The organism is Mammaliicoccus sp. Dog046 (assembly GCF_034039665.1).
Classification (GTDB): domain Bacteria; phylum Bacillota; class Bacilli; order Staphylococcales; family Staphylococcaceae; genus Mammaliicoccus.
Genome location: NZ_CP120131.1, coordinates 1,937,139 through 1,958,216, shown reverse-complemented (window position 1 = coordinate 1,958,216; position 21,078 = coordinate 1,937,139). Strand labels below are relative to the sequence as shown.

Below are 21,078 nucleotides of genomic sequence, written 5' to 3'. Positions count from 1 at the left end.
TTTTTTATTAAAATACTTGTTCTACTTCTACAACACCGGGTACTTCTTCTAATAAAGCACGTTCGATGCCGGCTTTTAAAGTAATCGTAGAACTTGGGCAAGTACCACATGCACCAAGTAGGCGTAGTTTAACAATACCATCGTCAACATCAACTAATTCACAGTCGCCACCGTCACGTAATAGAAACGGTCTTAATTTCTCAAGTACATCACTGACTTGATCAAACATTGTTTGTTGTTCGGTTGTCATTTATCGGTACTCCTCTCATCAAGTGTTTATAGATACATTTATCTTATTTATCTATTATAATGGATATAAACTAAAAAATCTATTCATGAAAACTAAAGGGGACGTTTATATGTCTAAAGCAAGTGTAGTGATTTACGGTGCAGATGTTGTGTGTGCGAGTTGTGTGAATGCACCATCATCGAAAGATACTTACGAATGGTTACAAGCAATATTAGGTAGAAAGTATACAGATTTAGATATTGAATACACATACATCGATATTATCAATCAAACTGAAAATTTAACCGACCATGACCAACAATTCATTGAGCGAATTAATGAAGATGAACTGTTCTATCCACTTGTAATTATTAATGATGAATATGTTGCAGATGGATATATTCAATTAAAACAAATTACAAAATACGTTGATAATCATATAGTGAGCACTTCTTAAATAGGGGAGTTAGTGCTTAAAAGTGCTTGTCAACATACTAAAAGAGACAGGAATTTGAATATTCCTGTCTCTTTCATATTATCCGTTATGATATTTATATAACCAAAGGACACCTGATTTAATGACTCTTGCTAAACGTCCAGTCACTGTTTGTTCCATTAAATAAGCAAAACCTTGCTTTTCACCTAATGAACCAACAAAGCCTTGTGGTTTTAACTCAGGCATTTTTTCAGGTAATGGTTTATTATTCCATTGTAATTTCATTACCTCAGCAATTTGATCAGCTTGAATTTCTGCTAAGTATGCACTTGGTGCATGTGGTAAAGCAGCACAGTCGCCGACGATATATACATTTTTATATGTTGGAATTTGGTGATACTGATTCACAATGACTCTTCTGCCATCATTTGTATCAACAGGTAAATTTCTGACGATTTCAACGGGTTGAATACCTGCTGTCCACACAACTAAATCAATATCTTGGATATCTTCGTTATTGTGTAATTTACCAGGTTCAACTTTTGTAATATTTGAATTTGGAATAACTTCAACATCATGTTTATCGAACCATTTTTTAACGTATTTACTTAATTTTTCTGGAAATGCAGGAAGAATTCGAGAACCTCTATCGAATAATTTGATTTGAATATCTTTACGACTTTCACGTAATTCACTTGCAAGTTCGATACCACTTAACCCTGCACCGACGATACCAACTGTTGCACCGCTCGGTAAGTCACATATTGATTGGTAAGTCTTTCTTGCATTTTGAATCGTTTGAATACTATAAGTGAATTCTTTCGCACCTGGTACATTGTGATATTTATCTTCACAACCTAGACCGATTACGAGGTCATCATAATCCACTCTTGTGTCACCAACTGAAACAATTTGATTATCTAAATCAATGTCAGTGATTTCCCCATACACAGTATTTATCTTTTTGTCATTTGGAAATTGAACGCGAACATCTTTATCTGGTGTTGTTCCAGCAGCTAAAGCGTAGAATTCTGTTTTTAATCCGTGAAATGGCATACGATCAATCAGCGTAATTGAATAATCGGAAGGTAATGTACTTGGTAAGATTTCTTTCATCAAGCGCATATTACCATATCCGCCCCCTAATAATACTAAGCTTTTCATCGTTATTCTCCTTTACCCATAAATCAAATTTCTACAAATTTGTATGTATATATTTTATAATACATAAGTATAGTTTTAGTATAATCTTTTTTGGCATAAACTACAATGAATGTTAAAATAGTTTAACGAATATTAAGGAGTAGGTGAACACATTGAACCCGATTGTCGAATTTTGTATTTCTAACATGGCTAAAGGTGCTGATGTAGTGTTTAACAAGCTCGACAATGATCCTGAAGTAGATGTATTGGAATACGGTTGTCTACAGAATTGCGGACCATGTGCTAGAGGGTTATATGCATTAGTAAATGGAGATATGGTCAAGGGAGAGACACCAGAAGAATTATTAGAAAACATATATAGCCATATAGAAGAAAATTGGATTTTTTAAGAAGGAGGAATAAATATGTCAACAGTTATATTAACTGAAGCAGCAGCTTATGAAGTAAAGGATATGATGAAGAATAACGATATGCCAGATGGATACTTAAGAGTATCTGTAAAAGGTGGCGGATGTACCGGTTTATCATACGGAATGGCGGCAGAAGCTGAACCTGCTGAAAATGATGAAATATTAGAGTATTTTGGCGTTAAAGTATTAGTAGATAAGAATGATGCACCCATCTTAAATGGGACTACAATTGATTTCAAAACATCCTTAATGGGTGGTGGATTTGCGATTGATAATCCTAATGCGATTGCAGCATGCGGATGTGGAAGTTCATTTAAGACGAAGGACGTTGCAGGAACACCTGAGAACTGTTAATTATTTTAATGTCTGACACTTGAATTTATCTTTATAAAAATATACAATAAACCTTGTATGTAAATTGTTTTATCTTTGATTGTGACAAAAAGCACAAAGTGACACGACTTTCCTCAGTGTCAAACAAATATTAGAAAGTATAGGTGAAAATAATGGGATTTGAACGTAAAAAAGTTCTCGTATTAGGGGCAGGATATGCTGGCTTACAAACAATATCTAAATTGCAAAAATTAGTTTCAAACCAAGACGTTGATGTTACTTTAATCAACAAAAATGATTATCACTATGAAGCAACATGGTTACATGAGGCATCAGCTGGTACTTTAAATTATGAAGATGCATTATACCCAATTACTAATGTTATTGATCGTAATAAAGTAAACTTTGTTAAAGCTGAAGTAACTAAAATTAACAAAGATGATAAAACAGTAGAAACTTCAAATGGTATATTTGAATTTGATATTTTAGTAGTCGCTTTAGGATTTGAAAGTGAAACATTCGGTATTGAAGGTATGAAAGAACATGCACTTCAAATTGAAAATATTAATACTTCTCGTCGTATCGCTAAACACCTTGAAGATAGATTTGCAAACTATGCTTCATCTAAAGAAAAAGATGAAAATGATTTAGCAATCTTAGTAGGTGGTGCTGGATTCACTGGTGTTGAATTATTAGGTGAATTAACTGAGCGTATCCCAGAACTATGTAAAAAATATGGTGTAGATCAATCTAAAGTTAAAATTACTTGTGTTGAAGCTGCTCCAAAAATGTTACCTATGTTCTCAGAGAACTTAGTAAATTATGTTGTTAGATACCTAGAAGACCGTGGCGTTGAATTCAAAATTTCTACACCAATCGTTGCTTGTAACGAAAAAGGTTTCGTAGTTAAAGTTAATGACGAAGAACAAACATTAGAAGCAAACACTGCAATTTGGGCTGCCGGAGTTAGAGGTAGCAAATTAATGGAAGAATCATTCGATGGCGTTAAACGTGGTCGTATCGTAGTTAAAGAAGATTTATCTATCGATAACCATGAAAATATCTTCGTTATTGGTGACTGTTCAGCAGTTATGGCTGGTGAAGGCGAAAACAAACGTCCATTACCAACTACTGCACAAATCGCAATGCAACAAGGTGAACACCTTGCTAAAAATATTAAAAACATTCTTAATGGCGAACAAACTACAGCTTTCTCATATGATGACAAAGGTACTGTATGTTCATTAGGTAGCCATGACGGTGTTGGTGTTGTTATGGGTCGTGAAATTACTGGTAAAAAAGCAGCGTTCATGAAAAAAGTTATCGATACACGTGCCGTATTCAAAATCGGTGGTATCGGATTAGCCTATAAAAAAGGTAAATTCTAATTTTTAGATTATTAAGTACAGAGACCTGCTATTAGGCGGGTCTCTTTTTTTAAAGGAGGTTAGCTATGATATCGTTACCACAAGTAATTATTTCAATGGCATTATTCTTTGTTTTATTTTTTGGAATTGGTTTTATATTAAATATGTTATTAAAGTCAACATGGATTATGTCAGTATTTTATCCATTTGTAATATTTGCGATTGTAGATAAGATATCAACGTTTACTTATTTTTCAAACCCATCATTGGCATTTTCAAAATTAATAACTGGTTTAACAAATATACATACTGCTGATATACTGATGCTCGGTTCTGGTTGGATTGGTGCGATTGTAGCAGGGTTTGTGATTAGAAACTTAAGAAGAAGCGGATATTCAATGTTCTAAAAAAGGGGATAGTAAAATGAAATTTCAAATAAAAAATAAACAGATTGAAAATGAATTTCCAGTCGTAATCGGATGTCCAAGTCATTTAAATCAAATGAAAAATTTTGAACACATAAATGAAATAGTCAATAACCAATTAGAAGAATTAAAACATGAACAAATATTAAATAGTGAGCTTGGTTCAATTTCAAGCACTGCAATTTCAATCAATGGGAAAGTCGTGAAATTAATTGCAGTTGGATTAGGCAATTTAAAAACAATCAAAGAAAATGATTATCAGGTGATATATGGTAATTTAAGCCGTTACTTATATCAAAATAAAATCGAACAAGTTCAACTTTTAGATGATACATTTGTGGCACAAACTGTTACAGATGAAGAGAGATTATACCGTTTTGGATGGTTCTCAAAACAATCAGTATTTGATTTTGATCATTATAAGACAAATAAATCAGCTCAAGTTGAAACAAAAATTGAACTTATTACTTCACAAGATGAAACAGTACTTACTTATATTCAACAAGGTGAAATTTTAGGTGATAGCATTAACTTAGCAAGAACTTATTCACAAACACCGCCAAATATATTAACACCCGACTATTTTGCAAAAAGTATTGAAAAGCACTTCAAAGGTTCAAATGTTGAAGTTTCAATTAAAGATGACAAAGCAATTAGAGAAGAAGGTTTTGGTTTAATTGATGCGGTTGGTAAAGGTTCTATTCATGGTCCTCGCTTAGTTACGTTGACGTATAAAGGCTCAGATAAAGATCCTATTGCATTAGTTGGTAAAGGGGTTACTTACGATTCAGGTGGTTATCAAATTAAACCTAAGACGGGTATGCCGACGATGAAATATGATATGAGTGGTGCAAGTAATGTCGTAGCGATGGTAAATGCAATTGCGAAATTAGAGTTACCTATTCATATTGTTGCTGTGTTGCCTTTAGCAGAAAATATGATTTCTAGTAATGCCATGAAGCCGGATGATGTATTTACAGCATTAAATGGTGAAACTGTTGAAATAACAAATACGGATGCAGAAGGACGCTTAGTACTAGGTGAAGCGGTGACTTACGCTAAACAATTTAAACCAGAATTAATAATGAATTTTGCTACTTTAACTGGTGCAGTTGTTGCTGCGTTAGGATTTGGGAAGACTGGTATATTCTCTAGTGATGCAGATCAATATATAGATGAAGTGAAAAAAGCTTCAAAATATTCAAATGAGATCAGTTTTGAATTACCAATTACTGAAGAAGAGAAACAAGATATTAAATCTTCTGAAGTAGCAGATTTAACGAATTGTATTTTAAATAAACATGGGAAAGCACTTTTTGCTGCAGCATTCGTAACACATTTCAGTGTTGAAACACCGCATTTACACTTTGATATTGCAGCTTCAAGTGAGACAGAACAAGCATCGTACCGAGGTCCAAAAGGTGCCACAGGTGCAATGATTCCAACCATTCTACATTTCTTAAAAAACAAAGCATAAAAAATTTAAAATAAGTGAGACATGAAAAGTGTCTCACTTATATTTTAGTTACATTTTCTGAAAATTTAGACTAATACTCAGTGTATTGACATGATATTTAACAATTGATATGATATATGCATCATTTCACTTTATCGTGGTAGAGAGTTAAAGAATGGAGAGGATTTACTTGGAAATAAATGCAGTATTAGTAGCCGTTATTGTCATGATTATACTTTGTTTAATGAGATTAAACGTTGTGTTAAGTATATTCGTAGGGGCATTAACTGGTGGATTATTTAGTGGTATGTCACTTGATAAAGTTATTTCAACATTTGGAAATACAATTGTTGATGGTGCAGAAGTTGCATTATCTTATGCGTTATTAGGTGGATTTGCCGCATTAATTTCATATAGTGGCATTACAGATTATATCGTTGGAAAAATTATTCAATCTATGAAGAAAGAGAACTCTCAAAAAAGTAGAGTAAAAATAAAAATTACTTTAGTAGCAGTACTTCTTGTTATTTCTGTAATGAGTCAAAATATTATACCTGTACATATTGCGTTTATACCAATATTAATTCCTCCTTTATTAAGTTTATTTAATGAATTAAAAATGGATAGAAGGTTAATTGCTACAGTGATTGGGTTTGGACTTTGTTTCCCATATATTCTATTTCCATATGGTTATGGACACATCTTCCAATCAATTATTTTTGATGCGTTCCATAAAGCACATGTGAATATAGCTTTTAATAGTATTTGGAAAGCAATGTTAATCCCTTCAATGGGTTATGTTTTTGGTTTAATCGTTGCAATCATTATTTATTGGAAACCAAGAACTTATAAAACAATTAAAGTAGAAGAAGATGAGGAAATTAAAACATTAAAACCTTATCCATTAATTGTTACAATCATATCTATCTTGGCTACATTTATCGTACAAACATATACAGAATCAATGATTTTTGGTGCATTAGCAGGTATATTAATCTTCTTCATCTCAGGATTATATAATTGGAGAAATTTAGATGATAAATTAGTAGAAGGTATACAAATCATGGCGTATATCGGTGTCGTTATATTAGCAGCAAACGGTTTTGCTGGTGTGATGAATGCTACAAATGAAGTAAGTACTTTAGTTAAAAGTTTGGCGCACATTACTGGTGACAACAAAGCGCTGAGTATCATTATGATGTATGCTATTGGTTTAATCGTAACACTAGGTATTGGTTCATCATTTGCGACGATTCCAATCATCGCAAGTTTATTTATTCCATTTGGTCAGGAAATTGGATTAAGTGCAATGGCATTAATTGCTGTTATTGGTACTGCAGGTGCACTAGGTGATTCAGGTAGTCCAGCGAGTGATTCAACATTAGGACCAACAGCCGGATTAAATGTAGATGGAGAACATGATCACATTAGAGATACTTGTATTCCAAACTTCCTTATTTATAACATACCACTGATTATATTTGGTTTTATAGCAGCTATGGTATTATAGAGTGAATGGAGGGATTGCATATGAATTTATTAGAACTTCTTCAAATGAAGACAATAGAATCCAAATATGGATATGTTGAAATGACAATGCCAGTGACTGACAATGTTAAACAGCCGTTTGGTTTTTTACATGGAGGTGCGACAATTGCTCTAGCAGAAACAGCAGCGTCAATGGGTGCACATTTATCATCGAAAGAAGATGAACTTGCATTTGGTCTTGAAATCAATGCAAATCATATAAAGTCCGTTCGCTCAGGTGAGGTTAAAGCAATAGCAACAGCATTGCATATAGGCCGTAGTACACAAGTTTGGGATGTCAAAGTAGTTGACGAACAAGACCAATTAATATCAGTTATAAGAGCCACTATAGCAGTAAGGCAGAAGAAATAAACACAGATTTTTATCAATCAAATAATGCATATTTAGAAAAAGTACCTTTTTATTAATGAAAAGGTGCTTTTTTGTATGTTAAAAAATTTATTTAATGTATAACATAACCACATTGCTTTATCATATTTTTGTTATCATTAAGAAAACCATACATATTTCTAAAGGAGAAAATTATGCATAAAGTTAGCGATAATCTTTATTTATCTGAGTTAAGTGAGTCTGATTTAAAAGAATATTACTATTGGAAATATATTGACGCTGAACAACAAGCAAAAAAATGGAATGGTCCGTATATCAAAGAAGAGACATATTCTTTTGAACAGTTTAAGAGAAATTATAATACGAATAAGTTTCTCTATAATCATGTGCATTCATGTTTAGCAATAAAATATAAAGATGAATTCATTGGAGTAGTAACTGCATATTGGAAAGATCCATATTCTAAATGGATAGAATGTGGAATTGTTATTTATAAAAATAACAACTGGGAAAAGGGATTAGGTTCACAAATATTTAGTGATTGGATTGATCATTTATTTACAAACACTGACACTAATAGAATTGGAATATCTACATGGTCTGGAAATATTAGAATGATTAAGGTAGCTAATAAAATAGGAATGGTCGAAGAAGCTCGAATTCGACAAGGACGAATTGTTCGAGGTCAATCTTATGATGCTATACAAATGGGAATTTTAAAGGAAGAATGGCAAGAAGGTTAAACAACTACCACATTAATCATAATTTTTAATACTATTACTACGATTTTGTAAAGTGCAGACGCCTGTGGGAAAAGTATGCGTGAGAGACTACAGGCTCGAACCATACCCTAGGCAAGCATGCACGAACAAAATCGTAGATTTAAAACAACATTAGAATGATTTTTTTGAGTTCAATGTATATTTAAAAATTTCATTATTGAATATGTAAAGCTGAGACATCAATTAATGTCTCAGCTTTTATTTTCGTATAAACAGGGTATAAAGTAATTATCAATATTTTAAGGAGGAATGGAAGATGTCTAATATAAATCCATTAACTGCATTTTACAATGAAAAATATGAAAAGCAACCTCAAGAATATCCTGGTATACAGAAAGAAATGAAACCTATTCCTGATAGTGGAGAAGATACATATCAAGGATCAAACAAACTAACAGGAAAAAAAGCACTCATTACAGGTGGAGATTCAGGTATCGGACGAGCAGCAGCAATTGCATATGCTAAAGAAGGTGCGGATGTTGCAATTAATTATTTAGTAGCTGAACAAGAAGATGCTGAAGATGTGAAGCGTGCCATTGAAGAAGCTGGACAAAAATGTGTACTTATTCCTGGTGATTTAAGAGATAAGGCATTTCCTAAATCAATGGTAAAAGAAGCGCATAAAGCATTAGGTGGACTAGATATTCTTGTATTAAATGCAGGGATGCAACAATATGAATATGACATCCAAAATCTTTCAGAAGAAAGCTTACGAGATACATTCGAAGTAAATGTATTTTCTGGCGTTACTGCAGTTCAAGAAGCGTTAAATTATTTAGAAGCAGGTAGCAGTATTATCTTTACGTCATCTATTCAAGGTGTTAAACCAAGTTCTCATTTAATTGATTATGCAATGACGAAGAGTTGTAATATCTCTATTACAAAAAGTCTTGCTGCACAATTAGGAGAAAAAGGAATTAGAGTGAATTGTGTAGCACCTGGTCCAGTTTGGACACCATTACAAATATGTGGCGGACAACCACAAGATAAAATACCAGAATTCGGTAAGAATCAACCATTACAAAGAGCTGGTCAACCTGTAGAATTAGCAGATATATATGTATTATTAGCTTCAGATAATGCGAGCTTTATAACAGGACAAGTATATGGTGCTACAGGTGGCGCACCAATTAATTAAAGAATAAAGAACCTCAATCGTGTAACGACGATTGAGGTTTTTTTAGAGTGTCAGCATTTTTATGCGCATGCTTTTCGCGGGCATATTCTCAGGAGGTCGACAAGCAACATTGAGGCGCTGAACATTGCAAGTGAAGGTCGACAAGCAACATTGGAGCGCTGAACATTGCAAGTGAGGGTCGACAAGCAACATTGGAGCGCTGAACATTGCAAGTGAGGGTCGACAAGCAACATTGGAGCGTTGAACATTGCAAGTGGAGGTCGACATGCAACATTGAAGCGCTGAACATTGCAAGTGAGGGTCGACAAGCAACATTGAGGCGGTGAACATTGCAAGTGGAGGCTGACAAGCAACATTGAGCGCTTGAACATTGCAAGTGGAGGTCGACATGCAACATTGGAGCGCTGAACATTGCAAGTGAGGATCGACAAGCAACATTGAGCGCTTGAACATTGCAAGTGGAGGTCGACAAGCAACATTGAGCATGGCTAACGAGATAGAAAGTGAAAACAATCTCGTTAGCGGGATAAATCTGTACAATAAAAAAACCTCAATCGTATAACAACGATTGAGGTTCTTTTTATTTATTTGGCGTCTTTTAAATCATCTCTAATTGTACGTTCACTAGGTTTAACGCCCATGTAATATGCACTTCGAGAAACAAGATGACCTGCTAATGGGCCAGTTATAAATATGAATATAATACCAAGTAATAGTTGGACATTGAAATGTCCATCTTTACCGATAAAGTAAATTAAGACACCTGTAAGGATGAGCATTACGCCTAATGTTGAAGCTTTTCCTGAAGCATGTGCTCTAGAAAATACATCTGGTAAACGTAATATACCTAAAGCAGCGAATAGACTAAAGAGTGCGCCAATGACCATCATGATGATTGAGATACTAATAAGAATCGTTTCTATCATTTTCAATAATCTCTCCTTTGTCCATAAATTTCGCAAATGCTGCTGTCCCTAGAAATGCTAATATACCTATTAATAGTAGTATGACGAACAGATATCTAGTATGTGTTAATACTGAGAACAGTGCAATCATAGCCATTAATGTAATACCTAAAGCATCTAGTGCAATAATTCTATCAGCCAAAGTAGGGCCGATAATAACACGTATGAGTATGCCTATCATAGAGAGTGCAACGATGATAATCGCAATTATAACGAATAAATTTGTCATCGTATGCTCACCTCCTTGATTGCTTTTTCAAATGAATCTTTGATTGCAGATACTTCAGAATCGATATCTGAAAAATCAATAGAATGAATATAAAGTGTTTTTTGATCATCTGAAATAGCGACAACAATCGTACCTGGTGTTAAAGTAATCAACTGTGATAATAACGTAATCTCCCAAGGTTTCTTTAATTCGGTTGGATAAGCAAAGAAAGCGGGCTTATTTTTAATTTCTTTTTGAAGTACGATTTTAATGACATCAATATTAGCTAAAATAAGCTCTTTCATAAATAGAATAGCGAGTTTGATTGACTTCCATACTGGACGTAAATATAAATGATTTCCAGGTAGTAATGGTAAAGCGACTAATACAAACAGTATGCCGAATAAGTATCCAAATATAAATGCACCGAATGTATACGTATCGGAAAGCATCATCCATAACACGGCTAATAATACGTTGATAAGTACTTGTACTGCCATTAATAATCCCCTCCTAACGCATTAACATAAGTTTCAGGATTATAGAAAGGTAATGCTGCTTTTTCTATAAATGGATATAAATAATCTGCACCTAGACCGAATAAGATAGCAATAATCGTAATTGTAACGGATGCAATCATTAATTTTTTTATTTTTAAATCCGGATTAAATGTATAACCTCGTTCTTCTCCCCAAAATGCCATTAAGAAAATACGCATTACTGAATATAAAACGAATAAGCTTGATAATAAAACGATAACGCCACTAATGTAGTAACCATTTTCAAATGTAGACATCACGATAATATATTTACCATAAAAACCACTTAATGGTGGAATACCTGCTAACGATAATGCAGCTATGAAATAAATCCAGCCAAGGACAGGGTAGTGATTGATTAGACCACTGTACTTCCTTAAATCTGGTGAACCGGTAATTTTAATAATGACACCAATTAACAAGAACAGCGCTGCTTTAATGATCATGTCGTGTAATAAATAATAAATACTTCCGATCATACCGTTTTTATCCATCATTGCTGCACCAATTAAGATGACACCTATCGCAATCATAATGTTATAAATGATTATTTTCTTAATGTCGTAATAAGCGATGGCGCCAATACAACCCATGATGATGGTTAGTATCGATAGTACAACTAATGTTTGTGTAATAAATTCACTGTTTACTGAGTAGAATAAACTAAATGTACGCATAATAGCATATGCACCAACTTTAGTTAATAGCGCACCGAATAGTGCGATAATTGGTATTGGTGGTGCATAGTAAGCACCAGGTAACCAGAAGTAAAGTGGGAACATACCTGCTTTAGTAGCAAATACAAATAGGAACATAATAAATGTAATGACAACGATATTTAAATCCGTCTTTGATAACTCCGCGAATTTCACATGTAAATCACCCATATTTAATGTACCAGTTATGGAATACAACATACCAACACCTAACACGAAGAATGCTGATGTAAGTACATTAACAAGAATATATTTAATACTTTCTTGTAATTGTATTTTAGTACCTCCGATAACGAGTAATAAATAAGAAGACATAAGAAACACTTCGAAAAATACAAATAAGTTAAATAAATCACCAGTCATAAATGCACCGTTTACACCAGTTACCATCATCGTAACACCAAAGTAGTAGAAATAACTTTCACGGTGAATACCTATAGACTGATGAGAATAAAGCAATACAATTAATGTGATAAATAAACTTACACTTACTAATAGTGCACTTAACATATCTACATAAATAACAATACTGTATGGTACTGGCCAACTACCTAGGTTAAGCGTTTGAGTGCCATACATATTGACCATATATATATTGTATAAACTCACTAAAAAGGCTAATGAAAATCCCGTTAATACAACTTTACGTTTAACATAAGGTCGTTGTCCTACAAAGATTAAGGCAACTGCTGTTAAAAATGTAATGACAAGAGGTACAATAATCAAATTATTCATCTTTCGGTACCTCCTTCATTTCTTCTAAATTATCTGTACCTAGCTCTTTATAACTTCTAAAAGCTAATACTAAGAAAAATGCAGTAACAGCAAATGCGATTACAATTGCCGTTAAGATTAAGGCTTGTGGTAAAGGATCGACATAATTTTTTATTCCTTTTTCCTCAATTGGAAGGGCGCCTTTTTTTAGACCTCCCATTGTAAGTAACATGAGGTGGACCCCATGTGATAACAACGTCGTACCAATAATAATCCTAATTAAACTTTTAGAGAGAACTAGGTATACTGATACGGATATAATAATACCTGAAACGAAAATCATTAATATCTCCATTATTCATTCTCTCCAATCGCTAATATGATCGTTATGGATGTGCCCACAACAGCTAGTAATACACCTAAATCAAACAACATGGCTGTATGCCAATGTATTTCACCAAAGATTGGTAAATGAAATTCACCAAATTTATGGGTAAAAAATGTTTTATTGTATGTCCAACTTAAAATTGGCGTAAGAACACAGAAAAATAATCCTGTCGCTGTTACTAATTTAAAGTCAAATGGAAACATCTTCTTTAATGTCTTTGTATCAAATGCGATACCGATAATGATGACAGCAGAAGAGAATAGTAATCCCCCTACGAATCCACCACCAGGCGTATAGTGACCACCAAAGAAAATAGATACTGCATACATCATTATGATTAAACAGATGATGACGGCATTGAACTGAAAGAATACATCATTAGATTGTTTCTTCATGTTCTTCACCTCCATCTTTATTTTTATCTTTATCACGTAATTTGATAAGTGTATATATGCCTAGACCGGCGATACCTAATACTGCAGACTCAAACAATGTATCAAATCCACGGAAGTCAACAAGTATAACGTTGACCATATTTTTACCGGCTGCTAAGTCATATACATTATCAATGTAATATTTAGAAATAGAATCAAAATGTCTATTACCATATGCAATTAATCCGATTGCAATTACTGCAATACCAACACATATTGATATTAAGAAATTACCAATTTTGAACTTACGATTTTCATCATGTCGATTCATTTTTGGTAAATGATAGAAACATAATAAGAATAGGGCAGTTGAAATTGTTTCAATCGATAATTGTGTTAATGCTAAGTCAGGTGCGCCAAAGAATACAAAGAATAGTGCAACTGAATAACCTACAGCAGCTAACATGATAATACTGAAAAGACGTGATTTAGAAAGTACAATACAGAATGTACTTACCAGTATTAATCCCATTAATATCACTTCATATGGTCTAATTTCACTAATATTATCAAAAGCAATCTGAACAGGATGCGTAAATAGCGTCAGTGCTGTCATAATAATGAAAAATGCAAAAATATAAATAAGATAAGTTCTGATGAATCCTGTCATATAGCTTTGAGTAATTTTATTTGATAGATATGAGCTTAAATCAATACCTCTATCATAATAGTAATTAAACGTTAAATGTTCAGGATGGAATTGATAAATTTTATTCCATTTATCTACTGATTTGAATAATAAGAAACCTACAACAAATACGATGATCGTTCCAATTAACGCAGGTGTGATGCCATGCCAGTATGAAATATGTACTTCAGGTTCACTTGCGAATGGTGCAATTGCTCTTACTGCTGGAGCGATAATCGTATGACTAAGTATGTTCGGGAATAGTCCGAAGATAATAACTAATGCTGTTAAAATACCTGTTGGCAATAGCATCATAAATGGTGCTTCATGTGCTTTCTTAGGTAATGCATCTGGTTTATATTTACCGAAGAACACTTCGTGAACATACTTGAATGAATATACAAACGTAAAAATACTACCAATAAGTGCAACGATTGGTAATAAATATCCTAACGTTGCTAAACTAAAGATATCTGCATGATGTGCATCAAACATTGCAGTTAAGAATAACTCTTTAGATAAGAAACCATTGAATGGTGGAACGCCAGCCATACTTAATGCAGTAATGATTGTAAATGTGCAAGAAATAGGCATGATGGTCATTAATCCACCTAATTTTTTAATATCTCTCGTACCAACTTCATGATCAATTGTTCCTGTAACCATAAATAATGCACCTTTAAAGGTAGCATGGTTTATTAGATGGAACACAGCTGCAATGATGCTCGCTAAAAATAATTGACTTTCCTCACCTGAGTAGTGGTAACTTACTGCACCAATTCCAAGCATGGACATTATCATACCGAGCTGAGACACTGTTGAAAATGCAAGAATACCCTTTAAATCTTGTTGTTTCACAGCATTAAATGATGCCCAGATTAATGTGATTAATCCTATTGCAGTGACAGTCCATATAAATCCAGCACTTACTGCGAATATAGGCGTTGTACGTGCGACTAAATAAATACCAGCTTTAACCATCGTTGCAGAGTGTAGATATGCGCTGACTGGAGTTGGGGCTTCCATCGCGTCAGGTAACCATATGTGGAATGGAAACTGAGCAGATTTAGTCATTGCACCAATTAAGACGAGTACCATCGCAAAGATAAAGAATGGTGATGATTGAATTGTGTCAGCATTTTGTATTAAAGATGTAATGCTCCACGAATTCCCGGCTAACGATAAACAAATAAAGCCACCAAGCAACATCAATCCACCAAATACGGTGATGATTAAAGATTTTTGCGCGCCATAGATTGATGCTTCTTTTTCACGCCAATATGCGATAAGTAAGAAACTTGAAATAGATGTCAATTCCCAAAATAAATAAAGCATCAATAGGTTATCTGATAATACGACACCTAACATCGCACCCATGAACATTAATAAGTAACAATAAAAATTTCCCAATGCTTCTTGTTTACTTAAGTATGAAATGGAATAAAGTACGACAAGTGCACCAATTCCAGTAATCAATGATGCGAATAAAATGCTTAAACCGTCTAAATGAATTGAGAAGTTCATTCCAAGTCTTGGCATGAAGTCCCAAGTAACGATAAATGGTTTATCTGAATCTGGAACATTTATGTATGACATAAAATAGCTAAATATAATGACTGGAATCGGTAATACAAACCAGCCTAAATGTATGCCATTATAGAATCGATATAAAACTGGAATGATGATTGCAAAAATTAAAGGCAACAAAATCATAATATGCATTAAAGTCATTTAATAACCTCCCTCCAAAATTTACCTAATCTATATTATACACAATTTCTTATAGGCTTGAAAACACTATCACGAAGATAATTCTGAATTTTTAGGTTATTTTTAAATATGAAGAAACACGGCAAAAAGTTATTGAAATTTTTTTGTATAAATTAAAAATTTGTTTTATATTGTTGCTCATAATCAACCTTTAATTGTTCAATACATTTTAAAGCTTGAAGACTATAAGCATTATTTCTTTGTTTCATTTTTTCTTCAAGTTCATAAAGTGATTGTTTAAGAGAGTCTATATAATTTGGAACTTCTGATTGATATGCTTTTAAAAATTGCGCCGTTGTATATCTCTTTTCAAATTGACTTAACGCTTTTCTTTCATGAAAGAATACATTTTCTACTTCATTTGGATTGTGTAAATCGCCTTGTCTAGGGTGTTTAAGCACAGCAAGCACTTTAACAAGTAATTGATCACCTTTTTCTTCTATTATTTCTACAATGTACTGTCCTGTTTTATGAGGAAATTGATATACCATGTTGATATCCCCTTTCAATAAAATTATGTTATGATATCACTATTGTAATTATTTTAACATGAATGGAGCTTATAAAATGACAAACTATCCTCAATTAACAAACGAAATAAATGAAGGCGAAAGAGTAGTTCAAATTAAAACAAATAAAGGTAACATGACTTTTAAATTATTCCCTGAATTAGCACCAAAAACAGTTGAAAACTTTATTGGTTTAGCTGAGAAGAAATATTATGACGGCATCATTTTCCACAGAGTTATAAATGACTTTATGGTTCAAGGTGGAGACCCAACAGGTACTGGTATGGGTGGAGAAAGTATTTACGGAAGTGCATTTGAAGATGAGTTCTCATTACAAGCATTCAATTTATACGGTGCATTATCTATGGCTAATGCGGGACCAAATACAAACGGTTCACAATTCTTCATCGTACAAATGAAAGAAGTACCAGCAAACATGTTGTCACAACTTAAAGATGGCGGTTGGCCAGAAGAAATCGTGGATCGTTATGCTGAAAAAGGCGGAACGCCATGGTTAGATCAAAAACATTCAGTATTCGGTCACATCACTGAAGGCGAAGATGTATTAGAAGATATCGCAAACGTTAAAGTAGGTGCAAATGACAAACCTGTAGAAGACGTAGTTATCGAAACAGTTGAGATTATTAAATAAATCGACATTCAATTGTCATAAAAAGATTAATATATTCGACTCAAACTTTGTTATAATCTAATTGCTAAGGGAGTGGTCGGATTATGATGGAATTTCTTTATTTTCCAGATAATAAATTAGAATATATTCCTGCTGTTGCTACGTTATTACTATTTATGGTTTTAGCCTATATTGTCTTTGTGATGTTTCGTAAGAAATCCAAAAAAGACGAAGAGAAAATGAAATCATTTGAAAAACAAGTGATGGATCATTTAGAGCAAGAGGAGAAAAAAAGTGAAAAATAACGAAACGTATATTCGTTATAACAACTTCTGAAACAATAATTGATATCGAATCTTTAAACAAATGGGAATAAAGACAGCTACGCTATTATGTAGTTATTATATGAAGAAGCTGGGACATAATGTAATGTCTCAGCTTTTTTTAGTATCTTATTTTCAGAATTATATATCAAATAAATGGTTAAATAAAATCAACTATGCTATTATGAAGGAGTTAATAACTATAAGTACAAGGGGTTTTCTAAACGTGAGAAAACAATATAAAGTCGGTCAGTTTGTGAAAGTTAAAGTGACTGGCATACAGCCATATGGTGCCTTTGTTGAAACCCCTGATCATGTGGAAGGTCTCATTCATATATCAGAAGTGATGAATGATTATGTTCATAACCTTAATCAATTTTTAACAGTAGGTCAGATTGTTAAAGCGAAAGTAATTAAGGTAGAAGAAGAAGGTAAACTCAACTTATCACTGAAAGAAAATGAATATTTCAAAAGACAAGAGCGCAAGAAAGAAAGGCGATCAGTGCTAGATGAAATACGGGAGACAGAAAAATATGGGTTTCAACCTTTAGAAGAAAGGTTACCTAAATGGATTAACCAATCAAATAAGCATTTAGAAGACGATTAAATGAAGATTTAATCGTCTTTTTGTATATTTATTTACACATAAATTGCAACTTTAAAATCAGCCTAAAAATTGTAAAAAAATATCTTGAAGTTCACAATAGAAGTGTGTCATTATAGTTATGTAAGGGCTTTCTTTTTTAAGGAGTCCGTATTAACAAAGGGAGGTTTACTTAAATGATTCCATACAAACATGAACCATTTACTGATTTTACGAAAGAAGAGAATAAAGCTGCTTATTTGAAAGGGCTAAAAACGGTCGAAGGTTATTTAGGTGAAGAATATCCTATTATTGTTGGTGGAGAACGAATTTTCACTGATGATAAAACAAGATCATACAATCCTTCTAATATAGAAGAAACTGTCGGGTTAGTTTCTAAAGCAAGTAAAGAACATGCTGAGAAGGCGATGGAAGCGGCTAAAGAAGCATTTGAGACTTGGAGAGAAACAGATCCAAGCGTACGTGCAGATGTTTTATTTAAAGCAGCTGCTATAACAAGACGTCGTAAACATGAGTTCTCTGCATTACTTTCTAAAGAAGGTGGTAAACCATGGAAAGAAGCAGATGCTGATACTGCTGAAGCAATTGATTTTATGGAGTATTATGCACGTCAAATGCTGGAATTGAAAGATGGAAAGAAAGTGGAAAGTCGTCCAGGAGAATATAATAAATATCAATATTTACCTATTGGTGTTTCTGTAGTTATTTCACCATGGAACTTTGCATTTGCGATTATGGCAGGAACAACTGTTGCACCAATCGTTACTGGAAACACAGTTTTATTAAAACCATCATCAAAAACACCAGTCGTAGCATATAAATTTATGGAAGTATTAGAGGAAGCAGGTTTACCAAAAGGGGTAGTTAACTATATTCCTGGTTCATCTAGTGAAATTGGAGATTATTTAATTGATCATAAAGATACAAGTTTAATTTCATTCACAGGATCTCGTGATGTGGGTGTATCTATATATGAAAGAGCTGCGAAAGTACATAAAGGACAAACGCACCTTAAGCGTGTAATCGCTGAAATGGGTGGTAAAGATACAATAATTGTTGATTCAGAAGGCGATTTAGATTTAGCTGCAGACTCAATCGTACAATCTGCATTTGGATTCTCAGGTCAAAAATGTTCTGCATGTTCACGCGTTATTGCTGTAGAAGATATTTATGATGAATTACTAGATAAAGTCGTTGAACGTACAGAACAATTATCTGTGGGTGATTCAACTGATCAAGATAATTATATGGGTCCTGTAATTGATGAAAACTCAATTAAAAAAATTAAAAAATATATTGAAATTGGTAAAAAAGAAGGTCGCGTTGTAGCAGGTGGAACGACAGATGAGTCTAAAGGTCACTTCGTTAATCCAACAGTTATAGCAGATTTAAAACATGACGACCGCGTAATGCAAGAAGAAATTTTTGGACCAGTTGTCGGTTTCAGTAAAGCGAAAGATTTTGATGAAGCAATTGATTTTGCGAATGATACAGAATATGGATTAACTGGTGGAGTAATTACAAATAATCGTGAAAAATTAGAATTAGCACGCCGTAAATTCTTAGTTGGAAACTTATACTTTAACAGAGGTTGTACAGGCGCAATTGTAGGCTATCAACCGTTTGGCGGATTTAAAATGTCTGGTACAGATTCTAAAGCAGGTGGTCCAGACTACTTAATTCTTCATATGCAAGGACGTACAATTTCAGAAATGTTATAATGAAAATGGAAATCATACAAATACAGTAGAGCGTTTTCTAGCTCTACTGTTTTAATGGGAGGAGATTTAATATGACAAAGTCACAAGAAATAATTGAACAAACTAATTCATTTGGTGCTCCAAACTATTTACCGTTGCCGATTGTTATATCAGAAGCGGAGGGCATTTGGGTTAAAGATCCGGAAGGTAATAAGTATTTAGATATGTTATCTGCTTATTCTGCGGTTAACCAAGGTCACCGTCACCCTAAAATTATCCAAGCATTAAAGGAACAAGCTGACCGAGTTACATTGACATCACGTGCATTCCACAGTGATCAATTAGGTCCTTGGTATGAAAAAATATGTAAACTTGCAAATAAAGAAATGGTATTACCAATGAATACAGGTGCGGAAGCTGTTGAAACAGCTATTAAAGCAGCTAGACGTTGGGCATACGATGTTAAAGGTGTAGAAGAAAATAAAGCAGAAATTATTGCTATGAATGGTAACTTCCATGGACGTACAATGGCTGCAGTATCACTTTCTTCAGAAAAAGAATATCAAAGAGGTTATGGACCATTACTTGGTGGCTTTAATCTTGTTGATTTTGGTGATATAGAACAAATTAAATCAGCGATTACACCAAATACTGCTGCGATATTAATTGAACCTATTCAAGGTGAAGCAGGTATAAACGTACCGGAAGACGGTTACTTAAAACAAATTAGAGAAATTTGTGATGAAAATAATGTATTATTCATTGCAGATGAAATTCAAGCTGGACTAGGTAGAACAGGTAAATTATTCGCGACGGACTGGGATAATGTTCAACCTGATATGTACATACTTGGAAAAGCACTTGGTGGCGGCGTATTTCCAATTTCGTGTATCGTTGGAGATAAAGAAGTAATTGAAGTGTTTAATCCAGGATCACACGGATCTACATTTGGTGGAAATCCACTTGCATGTGCAGTATCAAATGCAGCTTTAGATGTATTGATTGATGAAAAATTATCAGAACGTTCTTTAGAATTAGGTACGTATTTTAAAGAAGAATTAGAAAAAATTAATCACCCAGCAATTAAAGAAGTAAGAGGTAAAGGATTGTTCATCGGTGTTGAATTAACTGAAGATGCAAGACCTTACTGTGAAAAACTTAAAGAACTTGGGTTGTTGTGTAAAGAAACACATGAAACTGTAATACGTTTTGCACCACCATTAATTATCGAAAAAGAAGATTTAAATTGGGCCATTGATCAAGTTAAATCGGTTTTTAATTAAAAATTGTGATACCGTTTACAAATTTCATGATAAAGACTTTTAAAAATA

The 21,078-nt window shown here is 33.5% G+C and carries 25 protein-coding genes; 15 read left to right on the top strand and 10 right to left on the bottom strand.

Going from position 1 to position 21,078, the window contains the following annotated elements; genetic code table 11:
• Positions 1-7 precede the first annotated feature (7 nt).
• A complete protein-coding gene (locus P3U32_RS09670) occupies positions 8-250 on the bottom strand; it encodes a NifU family protein (protein WP_017001072.1) in 243 nt (80 codons plus the stop codon).
• A 109-nt stretch (positions 251-359) separates the two neighbouring features.
• Here P3U32_RS09670 and P3U32_RS09665 point away from each other — a divergent pair, with 109 nt between their 5' ends.
• Entirely contained in the window at positions 360-686 is a 327-nt protein-coding gene (locus tag P3U32_RS09665) for a YuzD family protein (protein WP_323702931.1), read from the top strand.
• A 78-nt stretch (positions 687-764) separates the two neighbouring features.
• On the opposite strand, the gene P3U32_RS09660 is transcribed toward P3U32_RS09665, so the two are convergent.
• Positions 765-1,829: an NAD(P)/FAD-dependent oxidoreductase gene (locus P3U32_RS09660; protein WP_323702930.1), complete on the bottom strand. Its 1,065-nt coding sequence runs from the start codon at positions 1,827-1,829 to the stop codon at positions 765-767.
• Positions 1,830-1,981: 152 nt separating this feature from the next.
• Between P3U32_RS09660 and P3U32_RS09655 the strand changes: the two genes are divergently transcribed.
• The 9 genes from P3U32_RS09655 (at position 1,982) to P3U32_RS09615 (ending at position 9,618) form a co-directional block, all read left to right on the top strand.
• Positions 1,982-2,218, top strand: a complete 237-nt coding sequence (locus P3U32_RS09655) for a YuzB family protein (protein ID WP_323702929.1) — start codon at positions 1,982-1,984, stop codon at positions 2,216-2,218.
• 15 nt (positions 2,219-2,233) lie between these two features.
• A complete protein-coding gene (locus tag P3U32_RS09650; RefSeq protein WP_323702928.1) occupies positions 2,234-2,593 on the top strand; it encodes a HesB/IscA family protein in 360 nt (119 codons plus the stop codon).
• Between the two features lie 152 nt (positions 2,594-2,745).
• On the top strand, positions 2,746-3,960 hold the full coding sequence (locus tag P3U32_RS09645) for an NAD(P)/FAD-dependent oxidoreductase (RefSeq protein WP_323702927.1): 1,215 nt from the start codon (positions 2,746-2,748) through the stop codon (positions 3,958-3,960).
• Between the two features lie 65 nt (positions 3,961-4,025).
• A complete protein-coding gene (locus P3U32_RS09640) occupies positions 4,026-4,346 on the top strand; it encodes a YuiB family protein (RefSeq protein WP_323702926.1) in 321 nt (106 codons plus the stop codon).
• A 16-nt stretch (positions 4,347-4,362) separates the two neighbouring features.
• Positions 4,363-5,841 (top strand): M17 family metallopeptidase, encoded by a 1,479-nt coding sequence (locus P3U32_RS09635; protein ID WP_323702925.1) that lies wholly within the window; start codon positions 4,363-4,365, stop codon positions 5,839-5,841.
• Positions 5,842-6,016: 175 nt separating this feature from the next.
• Positions 6,017-7,330: a Na+/H+ antiporter family protein gene (locus tag P3U32_RS09630; RefSeq protein ID WP_323704871.1), complete on the top strand. Its 1,314-nt coding sequence runs from the start codon at positions 6,017-6,019 to the stop codon at positions 7,328-7,330.
• Positions 7,331-7,350: 20 nt separating this feature from the next.
• On the top strand, positions 7,351-7,719 hold the full coding sequence (locus tag P3U32_RS09625; RefSeq protein WP_323702924.1) for a PaaI family thioesterase: 369 nt from the start codon (positions 7,351-7,353) through the stop codon (positions 7,717-7,719).
• 173 nt (positions 7,720-7,892) lie between these two features.
• Positions 7,893-8,441 carry a GNAT family N-acetyltransferase gene (locus P3U32_RS09620; RefSeq protein ID WP_323702923.1) on the top strand — a complete coding sequence of 183 codons (549 nt, stop codon included), beginning with the start codon at positions 7,893-7,895 and terminating at the stop codon, positions 8,439-8,441.
• Between the two features lie 295 nt (positions 8,442-8,736).
• The gene (locus P3U32_RS09615; RefSeq protein ID WP_323702922.1) at positions 8,737-9,618 is read left to right on the top strand and encodes an SDR family oxidoreductase; all 882 of its coding nucleotides are present in this window, start codon (positions 8,737-8,739) and stop codon (positions 9,616-9,618) included.
• Between the two features lie 584 nt (positions 9,619-10,202).
• Here the strand turns inward: P3U32_RS09615 and mnhG are convergent.
• The 8 genes from mnhG to kapB all read right to left on the bottom strand — a co-directional run bounded on the left by mnhG (position 10,203) and on the right by kapB (position 16,471).
• Positions 10,203-10,544, bottom strand: coding sequence for a monovalent cation/H(+) antiporter subunit G (mnhG, locus tag P3U32_RS09610; protein WP_323702921.1), 342 nt, complete (start codon positions 10,542-10,544; stop codon positions 10,203-10,205).
• Positions 10,522-10,812, bottom strand: a complete 291-nt coding sequence (locus P3U32_RS09605) for a Na(+)/H(+) antiporter subunit F1 (RefSeq protein ID WP_323702920.1) — start codon at positions 10,810-10,812, stop codon at positions 10,522-10,524. The genes mnhG and P3U32_RS09605 overlap by 23 nt, the downstream gene beginning before the upstream one ends.
• On the bottom strand, positions 10,809-11,291 hold the full coding sequence (locus P3U32_RS09600; RefSeq protein ID WP_323702919.1) for a Na+/H+ antiporter subunit E: 483 nt from the start codon (positions 11,289-11,291) through the stop codon (positions 10,809-10,811). Before P3U32_RS09600 ends, P3U32_RS09605 begins: the two co-directional genes overlap by 4 nt.
• Entirely contained in the window at positions 11,291-12,781 is a 1,491-nt protein-coding gene (locus P3U32_RS09595) for a Na+/H+ antiporter subunit D (RefSeq protein ID WP_323702918.1), read from the bottom strand. The genes P3U32_RS09600 and P3U32_RS09595 overlap by 1 nt, the downstream gene beginning before the upstream one ends.
• The gene (locus P3U32_RS09590) at positions 12,774-13,115 is read right to left on the bottom strand and encodes a Na(+)/H(+) antiporter subunit C (protein ID WP_323702917.1); all 342 of its coding nucleotides are present in this window, start codon (positions 13,113-13,115) and stop codon (positions 12,774-12,776) included. The genes P3U32_RS09595 and P3U32_RS09590 overlap by 8 nt, the downstream gene beginning before the upstream one ends.
• Positions 13,115-13,543 carry a Na(+)/H(+) antiporter subunit B gene (locus P3U32_RS09585; RefSeq protein WP_323702916.1) on the bottom strand — a complete coding sequence of 143 codons (429 nt, stop codon included), beginning with the start codon at positions 13,541-13,543 and terminating at the stop codon, positions 13,115-13,117. Before P3U32_RS09585 ends, P3U32_RS09590 begins: the two co-directional genes overlap by 1 nt.
• Positions 13,527-15,941 (bottom strand): Na+/H+ antiporter subunit A, encoded by a 2,415-nt coding sequence (locus tag P3U32_RS09580; RefSeq protein WP_323702915.1) that lies wholly within the window; start codon positions 15,939-15,941, stop codon positions 13,527-13,529. The genes P3U32_RS09585 and P3U32_RS09580 overlap by 17 nt, the downstream gene beginning before the upstream one ends.
• Positions 15,942-16,093: 152 nt before the next feature.
• Positions 16,094-16,471, bottom strand: a complete 378-nt coding sequence (gene kapB / locus P3U32_RS09575) for a sporulation phosphorelay system protein KapB (RefSeq protein ID WP_323702914.1) — start codon at positions 16,469-16,471, stop codon at positions 16,094-16,096.
• Between the two features lie 76 nt (positions 16,472-16,547).
• Between kapB and P3U32_RS09570 the strand changes: the two genes are divergently transcribed.
• The 5 genes from P3U32_RS09570 (at position 16,548) to P3U32_RS09550 (ending at position 21,030) form a co-directional block, all read left to right on the top strand.
• The gene (locus P3U32_RS09570) at positions 16,548-17,141 is read left to right on the top strand and encodes a peptidylprolyl isomerase (RefSeq protein WP_323702913.1); all 594 of its coding nucleotides are present in this window, start codon (positions 16,548-16,550) and stop codon (positions 17,139-17,141) included.
• An 83-nt stretch (positions 17,142-17,224) separates the two neighbouring features.
• Positions 17,225-17,425 (top strand): hypothetical protein, encoded by a 201-nt coding sequence (locus P3U32_RS09565; protein WP_323702912.1) that lies wholly within the window; start codon positions 17,225-17,227, stop codon positions 17,423-17,425.
• Positions 17,426-17,669: 244 nt separating this feature from the next.
• Positions 17,670-18,050, top strand: coding sequence for a S1 domain-containing post-transcriptional regulator Ygs (ygs, locus tag P3U32_RS09560; RefSeq protein ID WP_323702911.1), 381 nt, complete (start codon positions 17,670-17,672; stop codon positions 18,048-18,050).
• 173 nt (positions 18,051-18,223) lie between these two features.
• On the top strand, positions 18,224-19,768 hold the full coding sequence (pruA, locus tag P3U32_RS09555; protein WP_323702910.1) for an L-glutamate gamma-semialdehyde dehydrogenase: 1,545 nt from the start codon (positions 18,224-18,226) through the stop codon (positions 19,766-19,768).
• Between the two features lie 71 nt (positions 19,769-19,839).
• Positions 19,840-21,030: an ornithine--oxo-acid transaminase gene (locus tag P3U32_RS09550; RefSeq protein WP_323702909.1), complete on the top strand. Its 1,191-nt coding sequence runs from the start codon at positions 19,840-19,842 to the stop codon at positions 21,028-21,030.
• Positions 21,031-21,078: the final 48 nt, after the last annotated feature.

Excerpts from the sequence above, each read along its gene's own strand:
- P3U32_RS09670 (WP_017001072.1), bottom strand. The coding sequence starts at position 250 with ATGACAACCGAACAACAAACAATGTTTGATCAAGTCAGTGATGTACTT.
- P3U32_RS09665 (WP_323702931.1), top strand. The coding sequence starts at position 360 with ATGTCTAAAGCAAGTGTAGTGATTTACGGTGCAGATGTTGTGTGTGCG.
- P3U32_RS09660 (WP_323702930.1), bottom strand. The coding sequence starts at position 1,829 with ATGAAAAGCTTAGTATTATTAGGGGGCGGATATGGTAATATGCGCTTG.
- P3U32_RS09650 (WP_323702928.1), top strand. The coding sequence starts at position 2,234 with ATGTCAACAGTTATATTAACTGAAGCAGCAGCTTATGAAGTAAAGGAT.
- P3U32_RS09645 (WP_323702927.1), top strand. The coding sequence starts at position 2,746 with ATGGGATTTGAACGTAAAAAAGTTCTCGTATTAGGGGCAGGATATGCT.
- P3U32_RS09640 (WP_323702926.1), top strand. The coding sequence starts at position 4,026 with ATGATATCGTTACCACAAGTAATTATTTCAATGGCATTATTCTTTGTT.
- P3U32_RS09635 (WP_323702925.1), top strand. The coding sequence starts at position 4,363 with ATGAAATTTCAAATAAAAAATAAACAGATTGAAAATGAATTTCCAGTC.
- P3U32_RS09625 (WP_323702924.1), top strand. The coding sequence starts at position 7,351 with ATGAATTTATTAGAACTTCTTCAAATGAAGACAATAGAATCCAAATAT.
- P3U32_RS09620 (WP_323702923.1), top strand. The coding sequence starts at position 7,893 with ATGCATAAAGTTAGCGATAATCTTTATTTATCTGAGTTAAGTGAGTCT.
- P3U32_RS09615 (WP_323702922.1), top strand. The coding sequence starts at position 8,737 with ATGTCTAATATAAATCCATTAACTGCATTTTACAATGAAAAATATGAA.
- mnhG (WP_323702921.1), bottom strand. The coding sequence starts at position 10,544 with ATGATAGAAACGATTCTTATTAGTATCTCAATCATCATGATGGTCATT.
- P3U32_RS09605 (WP_323702920.1), bottom strand. The coding sequence starts at position 10,812 with ATGACAAATTTATTCGTTATAATTGCGATTATCATCGTTGCACTCTCT.
- P3U32_RS09600 (WP_323702919.1), bottom strand. The coding sequence starts at position 11,291 with ATGGCAGTACAAGTACTTATCAACGTATTATTAGCCGTGTTATGGATG.
- P3U32_RS09595 (WP_323702918.1), bottom strand. The coding sequence starts at position 12,781 with ATGAATAATTTGATTATTGTACCTCTTGTCATTACATTTTTAACAGCA.
- P3U32_RS09590 (WP_323702917.1), bottom strand. The coding sequence starts at position 13,115 with ATGGAGATATTAATGATTTTCGTTTCAGGTATTATTATATCCGTATCA.
- P3U32_RS09585 (WP_323702916.1), bottom strand. The coding sequence starts at position 13,543 with ATGAAGAAACAATCTAATGATGTATTCTTTCAGTTCAATGCCGTCATC.
- P3U32_RS09580 (WP_323702915.1), bottom strand. The coding sequence starts at position 15,941 with ATGACTTTAATGCATATTATGATTTTGTTGCCTTTAATTTTTGCAATC.
- kapB (WP_323702914.1), bottom strand. The coding sequence starts at position 16,471 with ATGGTATATCAATTTCCTCATAAAACAGGACAGTACATTGTAGAAATA.
- P3U32_RS09570 (WP_323702913.1), top strand. The coding sequence starts at position 16,548 with ATGACAAACTATCCTCAATTAACAAACGAAATAAATGAAGGCGAAAGA.
- P3U32_RS09565 (WP_323702912.1), top strand. The coding sequence starts at position 17,225 with ATGATGGAATTTCTTTATTTTCCAGATAATAAATTAGAATATATTCCT.
- pruA (WP_323702910.1), top strand. The coding sequence starts at position 18,224 with ATGATTCCATACAAACATGAACCATTTACTGATTTTACGAAAGAAGAG.
- P3U32_RS09550 (WP_323702909.1), top strand. The coding sequence starts at position 19,840 with ATGACAAAGTCACAAGAAATAATTGAACAAACTAATTCATTTGGTGCT.